This window comes from Nonomuraea sp. NPDC052265, assembly GCF_044547985.1.
Lineage (GTDB): Bacteria > Actinomycetota > Actinomycetes > Streptosporangiales > Streptosporangiaceae > Nonomuraea.
The window spans coordinates 245,505-263,213 of record NZ_JBIUBJ010000013.1 but is presented as its reverse complement, the minus strand read 5'-3'; the positions used below and the strand labels follow the sequence as shown (position 1 = coordinate 263,213).

Here is a 17,709-nt window from a genome sequence, read left to right as displayed (position 1 = left end):
CCTGGAACGACGACCCGAGACCCTTCACCTGGACAAAGACCGCCGACGAGATCCTCAAAACCCTCGCCGACCACCTCAACAAGATCAACCCGCCAGCCACCGAAAATCAGCAGCGTACTTAAGTAAGCAATTTCCGGCGCATCACACCAGGCCGCCGGCACAGTAGAAGAACATGCCGAAGTGTCCGTTTCGCTCCGTCGCTCGACCGGGGACTCGACGCAGGTCGTCACGGGTCTCAGCCCCAACCTCAAGCTGCCGAATCGGACAAATCTCTACGTTGCCGGGGCCTGGAAGAAGGCCATGTCTCCGGGGGCGCGCGAGAGGTGGAGTCCCCACCCGCTGCCCCAGCATGGTGCGGCCCGCTGTTGATCTTCTCCTGGCCATCTCTTGATCGTTCATTTGATCGATCCGTTATCGAAAATCCGGCTAATGAAGATCGTGATTGATGGATTATGTGAAGCGCGAGGGAAACGCGCCGGGGCTACGCGGTCTATCCGCGCCGCGACCGATGTGATAGGGGCGCATATGGAGTTCCGGGTCCTGGGGCCGGTAGACCTATGGCGGGATGGGCACTCGGTGCCCATTGTTGGGCGGAAACAGAGAACCCTGCTGGCGGTTCTCGTACTGCACGCCAACCAAGTGGTTCCCCATGACCGGCTGCTCACCGCGCTGTGGGGGTCGGAGATACCGGGCTCGGGACGAAGGCTGCTGCACAATCACGTGTGGTCCGTTCGCCGGATGCTCACTCACGCCAGCATGCTGACGAGCACACCCGTGGGCTATTCGCTGCGGATGGCGCCGGGTGCCTCCGATCTGGACGCGTTCATCGTCGATTCGAGCGCCGCCCGCACTGCCTTGGCCGCGGGGAGTGCGGAACAGGCTTCGGAGCATTTACGGAAGGCTCTGGCGCTGTGGCGCGGACCCGCTCTGGGCGGCACGCGGGATGAGTTACAGCTGACCGAGGGTGCTGCGCTGGAAGAGCGTCGTATTGGGGCACTCGCCGATCGAATCGACGCTGATCTCGCATTGGGCCGCTACCAGGAGTTGATCAGCGAGCTGCGCCGGCTCGTTGCCGACAACCCCTTGCAGGAGCGGCTGCGGGCCCAGTTGATGCTCGCGCTTCACTACGCGGGACGTACGGCGGAAGCGCTGGAGGAGTATCGACTGGCACGTCAGCATCTTCGTGACGAGCTCGGCCTCGACCCGGGACAGGATCTCACCCGAATCCACTCCGAGATTCTTTCGGCCGGCTCTGACCTGGGGCAGGATGCCGGCCGAGTGGTCGACGATCCCCCGAGGGCTGTCGCCGCTGTACGGTCCAAGCTGGCGCCGCGTCTTCTGCCCGCTGATATCGCTCGCTTCACCGGGCGAGCGGCTGAGGTCGCTCATTTGCTGGATGACGACCCCAAGGCGTTGGTCATCGAGGCGATCGACGGCATGGCGGGAGTAGGAAAGACGGCATTGGCCGTGCATGCAGCCCATCGGCTGGCAAACCGGTATCCGGACGGGCAGCTCTACATCGACCTGCATGGCCACACACCTGGTCGCCATCCGCTGGACGCGGCCCCAGCCCTGCGGAGGCTGCTGTCCGCGGTCGGCATACGGCCGGAGTCCATCCCAGATGACGTCGAGCAGGCCGCCGCATTGTGGCGAGCGAAGTTGGCCGAACGCCACATGCTCGTCGTACTGGACAATGCCGCAAGCGCCGACCAAGTTCGCCCCCTGCTAGCGGGCGTCGGGCACAGCAAGATCTTGATCACCAGTCGACGGCGCCTGACCGAGCTTGAGGACGCCTCGGTGCTCTCGCTGGATATCCTGCAGCCGGAAGAGGCCAAGACGCTGTTCCTGAGCATCGTTGGCGAACAGCGCGCAGGAGCGAGCCGGGAAGCGGTCGCCGATGTCCTCCGGCTGTGCGGGTATCTGCCCCTGGCGATCCAGATCACCGCTACCCGCATGGTTCATCGACCGGCCTGGACCATGGAACACCTCGCAGATCGGTTAGGCGACGAGGACCGCAGAATCCAAGAGTTACAGGTGGGTGATCGTGGAGTCTGCATCGCTTTCACCCTGTCCTACAACCTGCTGAGCACTGCCCAGCAGCGCATGTTCCGGCTGCTCAGCATGGTGCCAGGCAACGATTTCGATCGCTACGCGGCAGCCGCGCTCGCCGGCGTACCACTCGATCAGGCCGAGCGGCTACTGGAAGGTCTTCTCGATTCCCACCTTCTGCAGCAACACACCGCGGGCCGCTACCGCTTCCACGACCTGCTGCGCGAATACGCCCAGCAGACATGTCAGGCCATCGAATCAGGCACCGACCGCGCCGATGTCATAGACCGCCTGCGCGAGTACTACCTGTCCACTGCGGCTCTCGCCGCCGAATCCCTCGGACATGGCGACCCGCTTCACCGGCCCCGCACCGCCCCTCTCGGCTTGTGGAGGTGCGCGCCCGTCATGACTCGTGACCGAGCGGCCGCCTGGCTGGAGGCCGAGCGCGACAACCTCGTGGCTGCTGCCCTCACCTGCCACGAGGCATGGACGGTCGATATCTCCTTGCTCTTATGGCGATATCTCTTCGCCGGTGCGCACCACAGCAACGCGCTGGCCCTCTATGAGCATGCCGCAGACGTCACCCGGCGGCTCGGCGACCAGGCCGCGCGGATCCAGGTACTGATCAACTTTGGCATCACCTGCTGGCGGACGGCACAGTACGAGCAGGCCCTGCGACATCAGCAGCACGCGCTCGACATCTCCCGCCGCCTCGGCGACCGCGCCGCGCAGAGCCGCGCTCTGAAGAACCTGGGCATCACCTGCGCGGAGCTGGGGCGGGCAGAGGAGTCGAACGACCATTTCAAGCAGGCACTCGCCCTGGCCCGCGAACTGAACGACCGGCAACGTCAGAGCCGCGTGCTGACCAACCTCGGCATCAACCATGAGCGGCTGGGGGACTACCCTCGTGCCCTCCACTGCCTGCTGCAGGCCCTCTCATGTGCGCGCGAGATCGGTGACCCGGTGGGCGAGGGCCGCGCCCTGAACAACCTTGGCTTCACCTACTGCCGGATGGGACGCTACGAGCTTGGTGCGAGCCACTGCCAGTTGGCGCTCTCCATCGCTCGCCGGCTCGGTGAGCGGACGATGGAGACCATCGCGCTGCAGAATCTCGGCGTCGCCTTTGGGATGCTGGGACGCCACCAAGAGGCCCTCGACCATCACCACCGGTCCCTCACCCTCGGCCGCCAGGCGGACAGCCATGCGAACCAGGCAGGCACGCTGGTCGAACTCGGCAACCTCCATCTGCGGTTGAACCGTCATGACCAAGCCCAGGACTGCCACCGGCAGGCCTTGAGCCTGGTAGACGAGTCCGGCGACCCCGTCACGAAGATCACCGCGCTGAACGGTCTCGGGCAGGCGGCATGCTCCATGGACGATTCAACCGAAGCCCTCGACTACCACAGTCACGCTTTGGCACTGGCAATCACCATCAGCCATCCATACGGTCAGGGCTGCGCTCATCGCGGCATCGGAGATGCCCTGTACATCAGCAAGCACATCGACGCCGCCACCGAAGCATGGCAGCAGGCTCTGAACATCTTCGCCGAGATCGGTGCTCCTGAGAGGAAGGAATTGGGGGCACGCCTGGCACACTCGTTCAGTACCTGGCCCGGCTTCCGCAGGTAGCACGCCGACGGTGCGGCACCCAGAAACACAAGCTCCGGATCTGCCCGAGCTCTCGACGGCGCACAAGTCGAGGGACTGTCATACGCGATCCTGGACGGCGCCCTGATCCCTACCGACCGCTGCGCCGAGCAGGCCATGGCGTCAAGGGCGGGTAGTCCAGCGGCCCGGTCATGATCCATCAGTCGCGAACCTTCATTCCGCGCCGTCAATCGCGGATCGACATCGAGACGACTGAGAGTCGGAGATGAGAAGATCAACAGCTTTGTCCCCCATCCTCATGGGAGCGGGTTCGGCTTTCCTGCCCGCCGCTCAACTCGCCTAACCAGTTGGCGGGCGGCGTGGTTGTTCGAAGCAGGCAATGAGGGATAGCGAGCGGATGAAGACCCGGGCCAGAGGACAAGTCCCCGGGAATCTTTATGCCAACGGCTGATGTCTCGGCAGACGGGTCATCGGCCGTGATTGGCCCGGGAATCGGTTGCCAGGTATGCGAAGCCGTCAGGCATTCGGGTGCGCCAGAAGTGCTGGTAGTTCAAAACTCATCTGTCTTGTCACTTCTTCCTACAGGTGGAGCATTTGTTATCTTTTCATGAGGGGCGTTTCCGGCGGCGGATCGCGGCCTTGACGGTGGTCGGTCTGCTCGCGGGCGTTCTGCAACTGTCCGCCGCCTCCAGCGCGACCGCGGAACCTCCCCCCACCTCTGCCCCGACGACCACCTCCCCGCAAATCCCGGACCTGCCCAGCGACGCGCCCAAGCCGTACCAGCCAGTTGAGCGTCCCGAAAGTGAGCTGCACAAGAAGCTGCAGGGGCAGAAGCCCGACTTCGGCGAGGAGGACCCGCTGTCGCGGGCGTGGAAACGCGGCGAGATCAGCGTCGATGAGTACGTGCGCTACTCAGTCGAGCGCATCACGAATCCGGAAAACGTTCCGGAGAAACTGAGATCGAAGGACGGAGTACCGCACGAGGCCGGACTGGCGCTCTCCTATGCGTTGTCATTGGCCGAGCGACAGGCCTCACCGGAGACCAAGGCCTGGGTGGCCGAGGCGCTCAAGCGCCCCGCCCCTGAGACCACACGCGCCGAGAGCCTCGCGCCCCCAGCCGCGGCGCCATCACCGTGGACCGAGTGCGGCGACCATCGAAGCAACGTGAGCTTCGCGGGCGGCTACTTCGACTGCGTACACAGCGTCACCACCACCACCCGATTCGACGTCTATTACAACATCGATGGAGCGTCCCAACACTTCGAGTCGGACGGCATCTTTCATCCGACGGATGGTGTCCCCGCGGTGGACACCAGCCCGGCCAACGGAGTACCCGACGCCATCGACCTCGTGACCACCAACCACACCCAGGCCTGGGCACAGTACCGATCCTGGGGCTATGGCATCACCGGCCAGGGCGTCCAGGTCTACCTTGGCTTCGACTTCTTCGGGGTCAACCCCAACCAGCCAGGCGTCACTCTCCCCACCGGCGGACCCGGTGATCCGGTCGGCGGCCCGATCATCCTGCTGCCCTCCGACCCTGCCGACCCCGAGCCCGACACCACAACACGGCGGGATTGGAAATACACCTACCTGCCCTACCACGAGATGTTCCACGCGGTGCAGTACCAGCACTTGCCCATCGCGCACCTGCTCGCCAAAACGACCTCGATCAACTGGTGGATGGAGGCCACCGCCGAGTGGGCCACCCACGAGCTCTACAAGAAGCTCAACCCCTCCGGGCCGGGGTCCGAGTCTTACTCTTCGAAACTCAATCTGTTCCTGGGTGACCCCAGCGGGGCGCTCAACGCGGCGCAGCAGCCGTGGAGCTTCGGTCCCAAACGGCAGTACGGGGCATTCATCCTGGCGAACTACCTGACCGAACGGACCACGTTCAACTTCGTCCTGCAGACCTGGCAAGCGATGTACAACAAGCTTCCCTTGGAGGCGATTGACCAGGTGCTGGCCGGCTACGGCCTCGATCTGAAGACCGAACTACAGGGTTTCGCCGTGGCCAATTACCGGCTCACGGGCAAGACTACGAACCTGAGCGGGTTCCTCAGTGCCGCCGACGGCTATAACGACCCGCACGCCGCCACCACCTGGCGCAACCGGCTTGGCGACAGCGACAAAAGACCCCTGCGGTCGGCCGAGAAGTCAATGAACTGGGGCGGGTCCGCCAGCGGCTCAGCGCTCATCTATCCAGGCGGCACGGCATATGTGGAGTTGACCCCGCCGTCCACCGGATCGGGCCGGATCACGGTTCAGGTGACGAATCCGGGGATCCCGTACGGCGACATCCGGCCGATCCTCATCGTCTGGCCGAAAGGCTCCGGGGCGCCAACGATGAGTCCGAGCCGGTGGGCCCGGGCCGACGCCAACGGTGAGGCGTCGTTGTCCATATCCTCCACGGAGATGGCCACATTGATCATGGCGCGAGTGGACACCAATGCCGACAGTGGCGCCGCGCAAGGCGGAACCGCGGGGCAGCAGGTGACGTGGTCGGCGTCCATCGCCACCGAGGCCGGAGTGCGCCTCAACACCACCCTGACCAACATGTTCAAGAACTATGGTGACGCCGCCGGATGCGCGGACTGGAGTGGGGGAGACGCCACCCAGTCAGTGAGCCTGTCCCCTGGTAAGCGGGCCTGGTTCTTCTCCGACACCATCCTCGGCAATCCGAGCAAGCGCCCCGGCGGGTTCGAGACCAGCTTCATCCGCAACTCGATCGTCGTCCAGAGCGGATCCAGCCTGCGCACGATTACCGGCGGCAATACCTGCAAGGAGACCGACACCTCGATCGACTTCTGGTCCCGCTACGCCCATACGCCGGTCGGCCAGGGAACGCAGTACTGGACCGGGGACGCCAAGGTCGACGGTGACCGGGTAGTGAAGTTCTACTACAAGGGCATCGCGGACGAGCACACGCGCGGTGCGGTCGCGACGTTCTCCTTGGGCGAGTTGGAGAACACCGTCATTAAGAAGACTCCGACAGCGCTGGCCGACTGCTTCGTCACGGCACCGTACCCGATCATCTGGGGAACGGCGCTGGTGGATCAGGGCGGCTACACCTACATCTACGGGTTCGAGTCCAAGGCCGCCTTCGGCAAACGGATCTTCGTTGCCCGTACCCCGGTGACGTTTGACCTGACTGACCAGTCTTCCTGGCGTTACTTCACCGGGACCGACTCCGGCGGAAACCCACAGTGGGGAAGTTCCTGCTCCTCCTCCCGGCCACTGATGCCGGCAGCTGAGGGCGGGTTCAGCGTCGCTCACATCAACGGCCAGTTCTGGCTGATCCACCATGCCGATCCGCACGTCACCCCGGGCACGATCGCGGCCAACCCGTCGAGGACCCCGTGGGGGTTCACCAACACCCGGGTGAACCTTTACACCCCGCCGGAGGCCCACACCGACCCGAACTACTACGCGATCTACGAGGCGCGCATCCACCCGGGACTGTCGTCAGATCCGAGCAGGGTGGTGATCTCCTACAACGTGAACACCAGCGCGGTGAACATCGGCTGCCGCACCAGAACGGATTACTATCCCGACACCTACCGGCCACGGTTCATCGACGTGCCGGCGACCGCGTTCTTCTCACCCACCGCTCCACAGGCGGCTCCCCTCGCCCTCGCGGCTCCGCCCCAGGCAACGCCGAGCCGGAGCGCGCCGGCCGAGGGAGCCGCCGTCGGGCGTGGCCTGCACCCGCCCGCCCTCACCGACACCGGACGTCCGCCCAACGCGCCGCCTTCGCCGCCCGAGGGCAAGCTGCCACTCTCCGAGGAGACCCGCGCGGCGGCGAAAACCGCCACTCTGGCGCCGGACAACTCCTGGTACGACAACGAGGTCGAGCCACAGCGGAGCAACAGCGGATGCCCGAGGCTCCAGGATCGGAAGGCAAGTGGTCTCACCGCGACCGTGCAACCCCAGGGACACGTCAACCTCCGATGGGACGACGTGGGGCAGGGAGTGTGGTACTGGATCTGGCACCGCGACGCCACGGTAGGGGAAGACTGGAAGAAGTACGAGATTTGGAGCAACAAGCCGGAAGCGCGCGTTGACCCCGTCAGCGGACCGTGGAACCACGGCCACACCTTCGAGTGGTACGTCGTGCCCTTCTCCAGCACCAAGGGCTCGATCGAGGGCGACAGGTCCAACATCGAGAGTAAGGCCGTTCGGGTGACCAAGCCCGCCGCCCCCACCGGGGTGACGGCGACCGGATCCGGAGCCAACACCGTCAAGGTGACCTGGAACGGGGTCACCTATCCCAGCGGCGGCGTCTTCTACTACATCTACTACTGGACGGGATCCCAGGCGCCGACCAAGATCGGCCCCTGGGGGGAGAACAGCCGCGAGGCCCTCGTCTCACCGCTGCCCGGCGGGCAAAATCACTGCTTCCAGATGACCGCCGAGAACATGGGTGGCGAAAGCGCCAAGTCCAGCACCGCCTGTGCCGTGGTGCCCTGAGCTCAGGCACCACACCGACCAGATAGGTCAACACCCGCCCCCCTCAACCGGGGGCGGGCATCCTAGGCCTCATGAATTCCCTTCTGTCACATGGATGCGAACAACGGAGGATATGTCATGCAAGTCAATTCCAATCCTCAATGGATTCTCGCCTTCGACGCCTCCTGTGGCCAGTGCCGGGGGCTGGCCGGCAAGGTGAAGAAATTCGCTGAGCATCGCCTTGAGATCGTTCCGCTCTTGCATCCAGAGGTCGTCGAGTGGCGGAAGCAGGCACTCGGCGACGATGCGCCGTTCACACCGACCCTTCTCCGGGTCGGAAGTGACGGCGTGCGCGCATGGACGGGCGCGGCCATGGCGATCCGGCTCGCCGCACGCCTGGGAATCCGCGGGACCTACGGCCTGCTGGCCGTCCTTGGCGGGAACCGGAAGGAGGAAAAGCAGCATGCCGCCTCTTCCGCCCATCCGGGCGCGGGACGTCGCCACTTCCTACGACTGGCCGGTCTCGGTGTCGCCGTGTCCGTGATCGCCGGGAGAACATCACTTGCCCAGGCCGCCGTGGCCGGCCCATCGCCTGCCCAAAAGTGGGTTCAGGATAACAAGGCTAACCTCCCGCAAACCTATGCGGCTTTTAGCGTTCATGACCTGGAGCACCGCCGAGCCGTCTACGCCGCGCTTTCCCCCCAGGCGCGCGGCCGTCTTTGGGTCGCCCACCTCCAGGAATATCGCAGCTCTCATTCGAACATGAGTGCTGAGCAGGACGCGGTGTTCAGCGATTTCATGGAGCTGGTCAGCGACAGTGCGAACTTTGTGAGCCCAGTCACCGAGGAAACGCACCGCAGGCTTAACTCGCTGAGGGAGACGGCGATCGCCGCCTTTGGCGAAGTTGAGGCTTACGCCGTGTTCGCCAACCTCGGCCCCCGGCCGGCCTCCGCGTCGTCGGATCGGCCGACTCCGGCCCTCACGGCGGCAGCGGGTTCGTGTCAGTGTGCGATCGACAGTCCTTTGTGCGGGGACTACTCATGCTATTACAAGGCTCTTGGCTGCTCCGATGCATACCTTTGCGGAATTGCGTGGATGCATCTCTGCAACGGAATGTGTTGCATAAGGACAACCCAAGGACTGCTGTGCGAATGAGATCGGCGAGGAATGCTGCGATCTTCGCCCTGGGCGCGGAAGCGTCGCCCCGCCTAGTACTCCAGCCGCACTTCCTGCCTTGACCAGGGCTTATGGCCTGTAGCGCTTGAGCTTGGTTGAACGTGAGACGGCCACCGCTGTGATCATGCAGGTGTGATGGATCTGAAGATCATGCGGTGGCTGTGTTGGTCAGAGTAGAACTGCGCTTGTCGATAATGTCATCCACCCTGGTCATGGCCTTGTAGGGCCTCGGGCGACCTGGGCGATCTCCGACCGCAAGGAGAGGGGAACCGCGTGCGGCATGATGATCGGTCGTGCTTCTTCGCCTGCCCTATCTCGCCGTTACGAACGCGTTCGCCGCGCTGCGGTTGCTGCCCATGGGCGATCGGGACAAGGACGTCGAGATCCTTGCTCTGCGCCATCAGATCACGGTCTCCTTGAACGGCAAATCCGTGCGCAGGCCATCAGCCTGGGGGCGAGCATCTACTTCGCCGACGAGGCCGGAGTCCGGACCGACTTTCACGCGGGCACCACCTGGGCGCCGGTCGGCGAAACTCCGATCGTCCGCGGGACGGGTAAGCGGCTGTCGGTCAACATGGTCTCCACCGTCAACACCCAAGGGAAGCTGCACTTCTCCATCGTGGACGGCTCGCTCAACTCCGCGGCCTTCATCGACTACCTGAACAAGCTCCTGCACGACGTTGCAGGTGCCGAAAACTCATCCGTGCAGGTCGCAGGGGTGATTGGCGATCATACGATTCCCGCCCGAAGGTCGGGGCCATACCGGAAACGGCATGATGATCTGTCGTGCTGCTGCGCTTGGCCTACCTCGCTGTCACGAACACGTTCTCGTTCATACGGCTATTGCCGATGACCGAGCGCGACAAAGAGACTACCGATGCAAGGAGGATGCTACATCATGCCGCCAAGAAGTCCCATTCTCCAGAAAGTTCCCTGGTCCGGGCGTATCTCGTCCACAGAGGCGGCGTGAGCCGATGGCCGAAGTCGACCATCCCATGCACGTCGCGCCCTATCTCTTACTTCGCTTCAATCTCTCGCCATCCCGATTCCTGCGCGCACCTGACGCGGAGCAATCCAATAAGCTCCTGAAACGTCTCGTCATTCTAAAGCGCCAACAAAGTGCACTGGCAGAGACGCTAAGTGCGCATCTTTACAATCTGGCCGACGGTATGAATCAGGAGACCGTGCGGAGCCGGATCCTCCCCCTTCGCCGCGACATCCACAACGGCCGCCAGCCTCGACAGTCACTCGCCGAAGCGCTCGAACTCACCGATAGCCCGGAATTGCGTGCGTGGTATGCGGCCAAGGCCGAGGCGAGCGGCATCGAGGTGGAGTTGGCCCGCCACGCGGACCAGGCGTCCACCGTGGAACGCCGTCTCTTGCAGGAGCAACTCTCCTTTCCAGACCTCCAACAGGCTCTCGCGGTGTCGAGTGACTGGCTGCCCGGCAGCGCCGAGAGCTACACGGCTGCCGATCCGGCCAACTTGCCCAAGAGGGCACGCAAATCGGAAGAGAGCCTGCTGCGCTACGCCAACCGGGCTGCGACCAAGACCAGCCCCTTCAGCCGCTACACTGCGGTCGCCTTCTACGAGTGGAGCGACCTCAGGACCGGACCCGACTCCCTGGCCTCCCCCTTCGGGAAGCCGCAGACCACGCTGGTGGCCGTCAACGGCTACCTCCTCAGATCCATCGAGACGGCGCTGACCCACATTCCTGAAGCACGGGAGCACCTGGACCTCCGGATCAATCCCGGGTTGCGCCGCGATGGCGACCACTATCTCGTGACCGCGGACCGCGACCAGTTCGCGGAGGCCGGCACCGGAGGCGAGGCCAACGGTGAGGCCACACTGCGGATTCCCGTTCGGCCGGCGATCGAGCGCGTGATCGAGCTCTTGTCAGAACGCGGCGGACGAGCCGGGTTCGTCTCCTTGGTCGACGAACTGGCCCAGCAAGTCGTGGGTGGGCGTGCGTCGGTCGAGCACTTCGTCGGACGCCTGCTCGACCATGGCGTTCTAGCGGCCGTGCCCCTCACTGACGAGCAGGACCCCCATAGTGCTCATCGCCTCGCCGACGCGTTAGCGGCGCTGCCGTCGAAGGTGACTGTCGAGCTGGGCTCCACGATCAAGGAGGCTGCCACCCTCGCCGATTCCTTCGCCTCGGCTGGTCCGTACGATCGTGTCCAGATCAAGCGAGGGATCCGCACCCGCATGGCCGGAGCCCATGAGGCACTGGGCAAGCCCATGCCGGAAGGGCCGGTGCTGTTCGAGGATGTCGGGCTGGCACAGCCCCTGGCCGCCGACCGCAAGGCCTGGGGGCCCATGCTCGACAGCTGCTCGGAGTTGCTGACCGTGTTCCAGCTCTTCGACATGCAGCATGTTTTCACCCGCATGCTCGCCCGCTGCTTCGTCGACCACTTCGGGCCCGGTGGGTCCACCAGGGACCTGCTCAAGCTCGCGGAGATCTTCATGCCTCTGTACGAGGACGGATTGAAGATCATTGACGGCCAGGCCGACCACCTCGCCGCTGGAGACCCCGCGCTCGAAGAGATCATCCAAGTGCGCCAGCAGGTCATCGACACGTGCGTGCAAGGCCTGAACGCCGGCTCTGGCGAACTTGTCCTGGATCCGGAGTGGATGGCAGAGCTCTCCCGGCGCATGCCGCGATGGATCACCTCGCAGCCCGCGTCCTACTCGCTCTTCCTGCAGCCGCTGGGCCAGGAAGCCGCGATCAATCGCATCTACAACGGATGGGGCAACTACCTGAGCCGTTTCCTCACGACCGGGTCACCCGAGATCGTCGAGACGGTTCGGCGGCACATGCGCGGCATCATCGCCCCGGATGAACTGCTCACCGAGGTTCGGCCGGTTCGCGGCTTCAACGCTAACATCCACCCGCTGCTCGCGCAGAAGGAGGTCGACTGGCGGGAAATCGGGCTTCCCGACACGATCGCTTTCGGCGACCTGGAGGTGTTCCACGACGCGGCTCGCGACCGGATCGTCCTGCGGGACGCCTCCACCGGTCAGCGGCTGCACCTGCTCTATCTGGGCTTTCTCGTTCCCTTCTACCTACCCAGACGGCTGCTCGCCCTGACTTCAGTGGGCAGCAGCGGCTCCATCATCTTTCACCCGCAGAGTCTGGCCAAACGACTTCACGGTCACGACGGGGTGCGAAAGTTCGAGCGGATCCGCTACAAGCAGGTCCTCTACTCCCGGGCCCAGTGGCACGTCCCCGCAGGGCACGTCCCTCTGCCGACGCCGGGCGAGGAAGAGAGCCACTACTTCGTCCGCGTCAACGAGTGGCGCCTCAGCCACGAGATCCCCGATGAGGTGTTCGTCCGGGCACCCATCCCAGAGATGAATCTTGAGGGCTCCGCCAGCGACCTGTTCGGCACGTACATGCGTAACCGGAAGCCCCACTACCTGGACTTCCTGAGCCGGCTCAACATCCGGCATCTGCCTCGTCTCATCGCCGAGTACCCGCAAGGGGACCTGGTGTTCGAGGAGGCGGCACCCTCGACCGCCGAAGGCCATCCATTCGATGGACGCCGTCATGCGACCGAGATGGTTGTGGAACTCTACCGGAAGGCTGCCACCCCATGATCAACCATCGTTCCGCGCTGAGCATCGTCCACTACGGCGACGAGACTCGCCGGGTCATCCGCGAGATCGCCCTGCCGTGCGCGCTGAGGATGCGCGAACAGCCCGGCATCACCGCCACCTTCGTCCGGCGGGTGTGGAAGAACGGGCCGCAGGTCCAGGTCGTCGCCTGCGGTGAGCAGATCGACGCTGTTCGCGACGCCGTCACCGGCGAGATCCCGTACGTCTCTTCGCAGGTCAAGGAGAACCCGTCGACCGGCACCCTGGATGAGGCGGCCTATCTGCGGCTGAGCGAGAAGCTGGGCCGAGCCGAACTGGTGATGCCGCCCTACACCCCCATCTGGGCGGACAACACCGTCCGGATGGTGGCCTCACCCACCGTGGACGGCTTGATCGTCGACATTCGGGCGGCGACCCTGCGCGACCGGCTCGCGGGAATGTTCACCGACATCCTCGCGCTGGCGCTGCGCCGCGCGGAGACCGCGCCGGGAGAGCGCACGCTCATCGCCTTCTCGTTCATCACGCTCTTGGCGGCCGGCTATCCGACCGCCGGGCTCCAGCACGGTCATCTGTCCTACAAGTCCAGCCTTGAGGACTTTCTCTACGAACACGACCAGACCGGCGTGTTCAGGGCGAAGATCGAGGCCAAGTACGCCGACGTCGCCGACGCGTTCGTCGAGTACGCCCGTGGCCTCGTCGGCGACGTGAAGGCGCCCTTCTCCTACACCGGCGACGACGAGCTCTACGCCGCCTGGGCGCGGCTGCTCGACTACGGCTGGCGTGAGGCGCGGAAGCTGGCCGAGCTCAAGGCCATCCTGCCGCTCCTTCACCAGGGCTATCTGGATCGCGCGTCGGCACTGGGCGAGGACGTGGAACGCAAGTTCCGCAGCGGCGACCAGCGCGGGTACAGCGAGTTCCACCTCGCCATGCGGGACTTCGACTACAAGGACGAGGAGGGCGGCTTCCAGTTCGCCTCCTACCGCTTCCTGAACAGCTTCATGGCTACGCAGCTCCCGTTGCTGGACATCTCGCCCGCCGAGCGCTACTTCCTGGCCCATGCCGTAACCGCTGTCACGGAGACCCTCTCCCAGACGAGCTGGCGGGAGATCTTCGCCGAAGGGGCCGCGTCGTGAGCGTCGCCAAGCTCCGTCCCGCGGTGCACGTCTCCCCGGTACAGGACGGGCTGCTGTTCGTGGGCTGGAACAAGTCCTTCATCGCCACCGGCCCGCCCGAGCTGCTGAAACTCTGGGACGCCATCTTCCCCTTCCTCCACCAGGGCGTTGACCTGGACGAGCTGGTGACGGCGCTGCCCGAGCACGCGGGCAAGGTCACCGGGCAGCTCCTGACCCAGATGCGGGACAACGACATGCTCGTCTCGCCGGTCGTGGGCGATCCCGGCATCTCTCCGGCCGAGCAGAAGCGTTTCGAGCGGACGATTGGCTTCCTGGAGTCGGTGGTCGACGATCCGGTCGGGGCCTTCGTGAGGTTCAGGAACACACCGGTCGCCATCCAGGGCGCTGACGATATTGCGAAATATGCCACCAACGCGCTGATCCGGCTGGGCGTCGCACAACTGTTCGTGGACAAGCGAGTGGCCGGCATGACCGACGTCATCGACACGGCGGCAGTCCATGACGCCACTCTGGAAGACTCCCCTCCGCCGAACGCCATCGCCTCGATCTTCGTGGCCCCCGCCCCGGACGAGGTCCGCGACGCCGCACCCTGGGTCGGTGTGCTCCCCGCCGGGGATCACATCCTCGTCGGCCCCATGACCCGCCGGCCGGGCGATCCCGACCTGTTCCTGGCGATCGAACGCCGGACCGCCAGAACCGGACGACCCCCCGTGCCCGCCGAGCCCTCTCCCGTGCTGTCCGCACTGGCGGGGAACATCGCCGCCATGGAGATCTTCTACCTCCACACCGGCTGCCGGCCTCCCCACCCCGGATACGTTCATCTGCTGCGCAAGGAACGGCTGGCCGTCACGGTCCATCCCGTCCACCTCGCCGGAGCCGCCGAGCTGGTGCCGCACTCCTTCGAGAGCGGCACCAGCGCCGGGCCCGTCGTGGACGCGTGGGAGTCTCCGATGACCGGCCCCGGAAGCTGGCCATCCGTCGACGGGGTGGAGCGGGTGCTCATCGAGGTCACAGACGCGGAGACCGGCCTGCTCGCCCAGCCGGCCCTCGGCGAACTTCCCCAGCTTCCCGTTCCGGCCGCCGGTTGCCCGACCGCGCATGGTGACCTCAGCCACGCCGTGGGCGCCACTGGGAAGGAAGCCAGGCACAACGCGTTCGCCGCCGCCGCCCGGTCCCTGCTTCCGGAACCGGACGGCGAGGTGTTCTCCATTCAGTCCGGCCGTTCGCGCCGCTGCGTCGCCCCGATGGCGGTCGTCGGCCACACCACGGACGGAATGATCCGTGATGCGATCAGCAGGATCGTCACCACCTGGTCGCTGTCCCCGGCGGAACGCCACCGCTTCACCACCGCGACCCGCTTGGATCCCGGCACCACCGGTGACTCCGTACGGCGGGCATGGTCGGATCTCGCCCAGCTCGCCGACGACATCGACATCCGGGTCTCTGGCCTGGCGCACGCCCAGGACCTGCTCACCGTCGTGCACGTCTTCACCGACGGGGAACTGACCGCGGGACACTGCGGACCCGATCGCGCCCAGACCGTCGCCACCGCGGTACGGCACGCCTGCCTGCGCGCCCAGGTCGGCCGGCCCATCGAGGTGATCCCCACGGTGACCTTCGACGACGAGGACTGGGATCCCCAGCCCGTCGCCACCCGCTTCACCGCACCCGGCGAGGAGCTCCACCTGGCGAAGTGGACGGGCGAGCCCGCGCTGGACAGGATCGTCGTCCTGGGCTGGGCGGAGGTGTTCCGTGGCTGAGCGCTGGGTGGTCGGCACAGGCGACCTCGCCGAACTCATCGCCTCATCGCTCGGCACGGATCGAGGGCGGATGGTTGCGAGCGTCGAGGATGCCGCTTTGGAGCCGGGCGACGTGGTGATCGCGGTCCGGGAGGGGTGGGACGCCGACCTCGACGTCGCCGCCCAGCGCGTGGTGCGAGCCGCCGGAGCGCGCCTGCTGCCGTGCCGGGTGGTCGAGGACCTGGGGCTGGTGGGCCCGTGGGTCGAGCCTGATCAGCCGGGCTGTCAGGTATGCGCCGAGCGGCGTCGCCGGCTGTGGCGTCGTCAGGTGAACCGCAAGGAGCCGGTGTCGGGCCCGCTGCTGTCCTTCCCGCTCGTGGCTCCGCACCTGTCCGCCATCACCCAGGTCGTGTCCTCGGCGGTCCGGGACGGGCAGTTGGATCGCTACGAGATCTTCGCCATCAGGGGCGATCTGCGGAGTGAGATCCACCGTTTCCTTCCGCTGCCGCATTGCCCGGAGTGCGATGTCCGGCCGGAGGACAGCCGGGATCTGGCGCGAACCGTCTTCGCGCCGCGTCCACAGCCCCATCCGGAGAGCTTCAGGATCAACCCGGACGGACTCAGCGCGGCGGAGCTGCGTGATCTGCTCATCGACCGGCGGTATGGGCCCGTGGGCCACGTGTTCAGGACCGAGTCGTCGCCGCTCGCGCTGGTGAGCGCCGACCTGGCGCTCCCCGGCGGTCAGGCGGGAGAGGGCGGCCACGGCCGGGCCGAGACCTACGCGCGTAGCGAGGTCATCGCCCTGTACGAGGCGGTGGAGCGGCTCACGTCGGGGACCCCGCACGGCAAGCGGACCGTGGTCCATGGCAGCAGCGCCGACCTCGACGACGCCGTCGACCTCCCCAGTCTGGGACTGCACGATCCGGCTGCCTACGACGACCCGGGGTTCCGGCTCACGCCGTACGCGCCCGATGTTCCGACCGACTGGGTCTGGGGCTGGCAGATAGGCGCGGACCGCCCCGTGCTGGTGCCTGAGCACGTCGCGTACTGGAGCCCGGATCCATGGCCGAGGAATCGGCCGGGGGCACGTTTCCTGTACGAGACGTCCAACGGCTGCGCCAGCGGCTCCTCGCTGGAGGAGGCGGTCCTGTACGGGCTGCTGGAAGTCGCCGAACGAGACGCCTTCCTCATGACCTGGTACGGCGAGCTGCCTGTCCCGCCGCTGGCGGTCGAGGCCGACGAGGTGCCCGTCGTGGAGCGGGTCCGGGCACTGCTGGACGGCCTCGGCTACGACCTGCTGCTCTTCGACATGTCCAACGATCTGCGGATTCCGGCGGTGATGAGCGTCGTGGTCGGCCGCGATCCGGAGGGCCCGCAGGCGTTCTTCGCGGCGTCCGCGCACTGTAATCCGTACGAGGCGATCGCGACCGCGGCGAAGGAGGCCGCCACGAACGCGGTGATCCGGGCCCGCATGGATCCTGACGACTGGAAGCGTGATCGCGAGCGCGGCCGGAGCGAGCTGCTCGACGATCACCGCGGGGTCAAGGAACTCCACGACCACTCCTTGCTCTACGCCCTTCCCGAGACGCGGGAGCGTTGGCGGTTCCTCCTCGGGGGTCAGGCCTCGCGCGGGATCGACGAGGCGTTCGGGGACTGGCGTGAGCGATGGTGCCGACCTGACCTGACGCGAACCCTGGAGGCCGTGCTCGCCGCCTTCGGTGCGGTGGGGCTCGATCCCATCGTGGTCGACCAGACCGATCCCGGTCTCGGTCACGGGCTGTCGACCGTCAAGATGATCGTTCCGCAGAGCGTGCCGATGACGTTCGGGCACGTCTACCGACGAGTCCATGGGCTGACCCGGTTGTGTCAGGCGCCCTATCGGCTCGGCTACTGGTCGGCTCCGAAGGTTTTCGCCGACCTCAACACGCAGCCACACCCCTTTCCGTAGGGAGCGCGACA

At 65.7% G+C, this 17,709-nt stretch carries 8 protein-coding genes; all 8 read left to right on the top strand.

Annotated elements, in window-relative coordinates; all coding sequences use genetic code 11:
* Window positions 1-429 precede the first annotated feature (429 nt).
* The 8 genes from ACIHAD_RS32640 (at window position 430) to ACIHAD_RS32605 (ending at window position 17,698) form a co-directional block, all read left to right on the top strand.
* Window positions 430-3,678 (top strand): AfsR/SARP family transcriptional regulator, encoded by a 3,249-nt coding sequence (locus ACIHAD_RS32640; RefSeq protein WP_397358540.1) that lies wholly within the window; start codon window positions 430-432, stop codon window positions 3,676-3,678.
* 564 nt (window positions 3,679-4,242) lie between these two features.
* Complete coding sequence (locus ACIHAD_RS32635) at window positions 4,243-8,127, top strand: hypothetical protein (protein WP_397358539.1); 3,885 nt, start codon at window positions 4,243-4,245, stop codon at window positions 8,125-8,127.
* Between the two features lie 90 nt (window positions 8,128-8,217).
* Window positions 8,218-9,261 carry a bacteriocin fulvocin C-related protein gene (locus ACIHAD_RS32630; RefSeq protein ID WP_397358538.1) on the top strand — a complete coding sequence of 348 codons (1,044 nt, stop codon included), beginning with the start codon at window positions 8,218-8,220 and terminating at the stop codon, window positions 9,259-9,261.
* 301 nt (window positions 9,262-9,562) lie between these two features.
* A complete protein-coding gene (locus ACIHAD_RS32625) occupies window positions 9,563-10,135 on the top strand; it encodes a transposase (protein WP_397358537.1) in 573 nt (190 codons plus the stop codon).
* Between the two features lie 121 nt (window positions 10,136-10,256).
* A complete protein-coding gene (locus ACIHAD_RS32620) occupies window positions 10,257-12,881 on the top strand; it encodes a lantibiotic dehydratase (RefSeq protein WP_397358536.1) in 2,625 nt (874 codons plus the stop codon).
* Window positions 12,878-14,011, top strand: a complete 1,134-nt coding sequence (locus ACIHAD_RS32615) for a hypothetical protein (RefSeq protein WP_397358535.1) — start codon at window positions 12,878-12,880, stop codon at window positions 14,009-14,011. Before ACIHAD_RS32620 ends, ACIHAD_RS32615 begins: the two co-directional genes overlap by 4 nt.
* Window positions 14,008-15,771, top strand: coding sequence for a hypothetical protein (locus ACIHAD_RS32610; RefSeq protein WP_397358534.1), 1,764 nt, complete (start codon window positions 14,008-14,010; stop codon window positions 15,769-15,771). Before ACIHAD_RS32615 ends, ACIHAD_RS32610 begins: the two co-directional genes overlap by 4 nt.
* On the top strand, window positions 15,764-17,698 hold the full coding sequence (locus tag ACIHAD_RS32605) for a TOMM precursor leader peptide-binding protein (RefSeq protein ID WP_397358533.1): 1,935 nt from the start codon (window positions 15,764-15,766) through the stop codon (window positions 17,696-17,698). Before ACIHAD_RS32610 ends, ACIHAD_RS32605 begins: the two co-directional genes overlap by 8 nt.
* Window positions 17,699-17,709: the final 11 nt, after the last annotated feature.

Bases quoted from the DNA above. Each gene is read 5' to 3' on its own strand.
- ACIHAD_RS32640 (WP_397358540.1), top strand. From the start codon at position 430: ATGAAGATCGTGATTGATGGATTATGTGAAGCGCGAGGGAAACGCGCC.
- ACIHAD_RS32630 (WP_397358538.1), top strand. From the start codon at position 8,218: ATGGATGCGAACAACGGAGGATATGTCATGCAAGTCAATTCCAATCCT.
- ACIHAD_RS32625 (WP_397358537.1), top strand. From the start codon at position 9,563: ATGATGATCGGTCGTGCTTCTTCGCCTGCCCTATCTCGCCGTTACGAA.
- ACIHAD_RS32620 (WP_397358536.1), top strand. From the start codon at position 10,257: ATGGCCGAAGTCGACCATCCCATGCACGTCGCGCCCTATCTCTTACTT.
- ACIHAD_RS32615 (WP_397358535.1), top strand. From the start codon at position 12,878: ATGATCAACCATCGTTCCGCGCTGAGCATCGTCCACTACGGCGACGAG.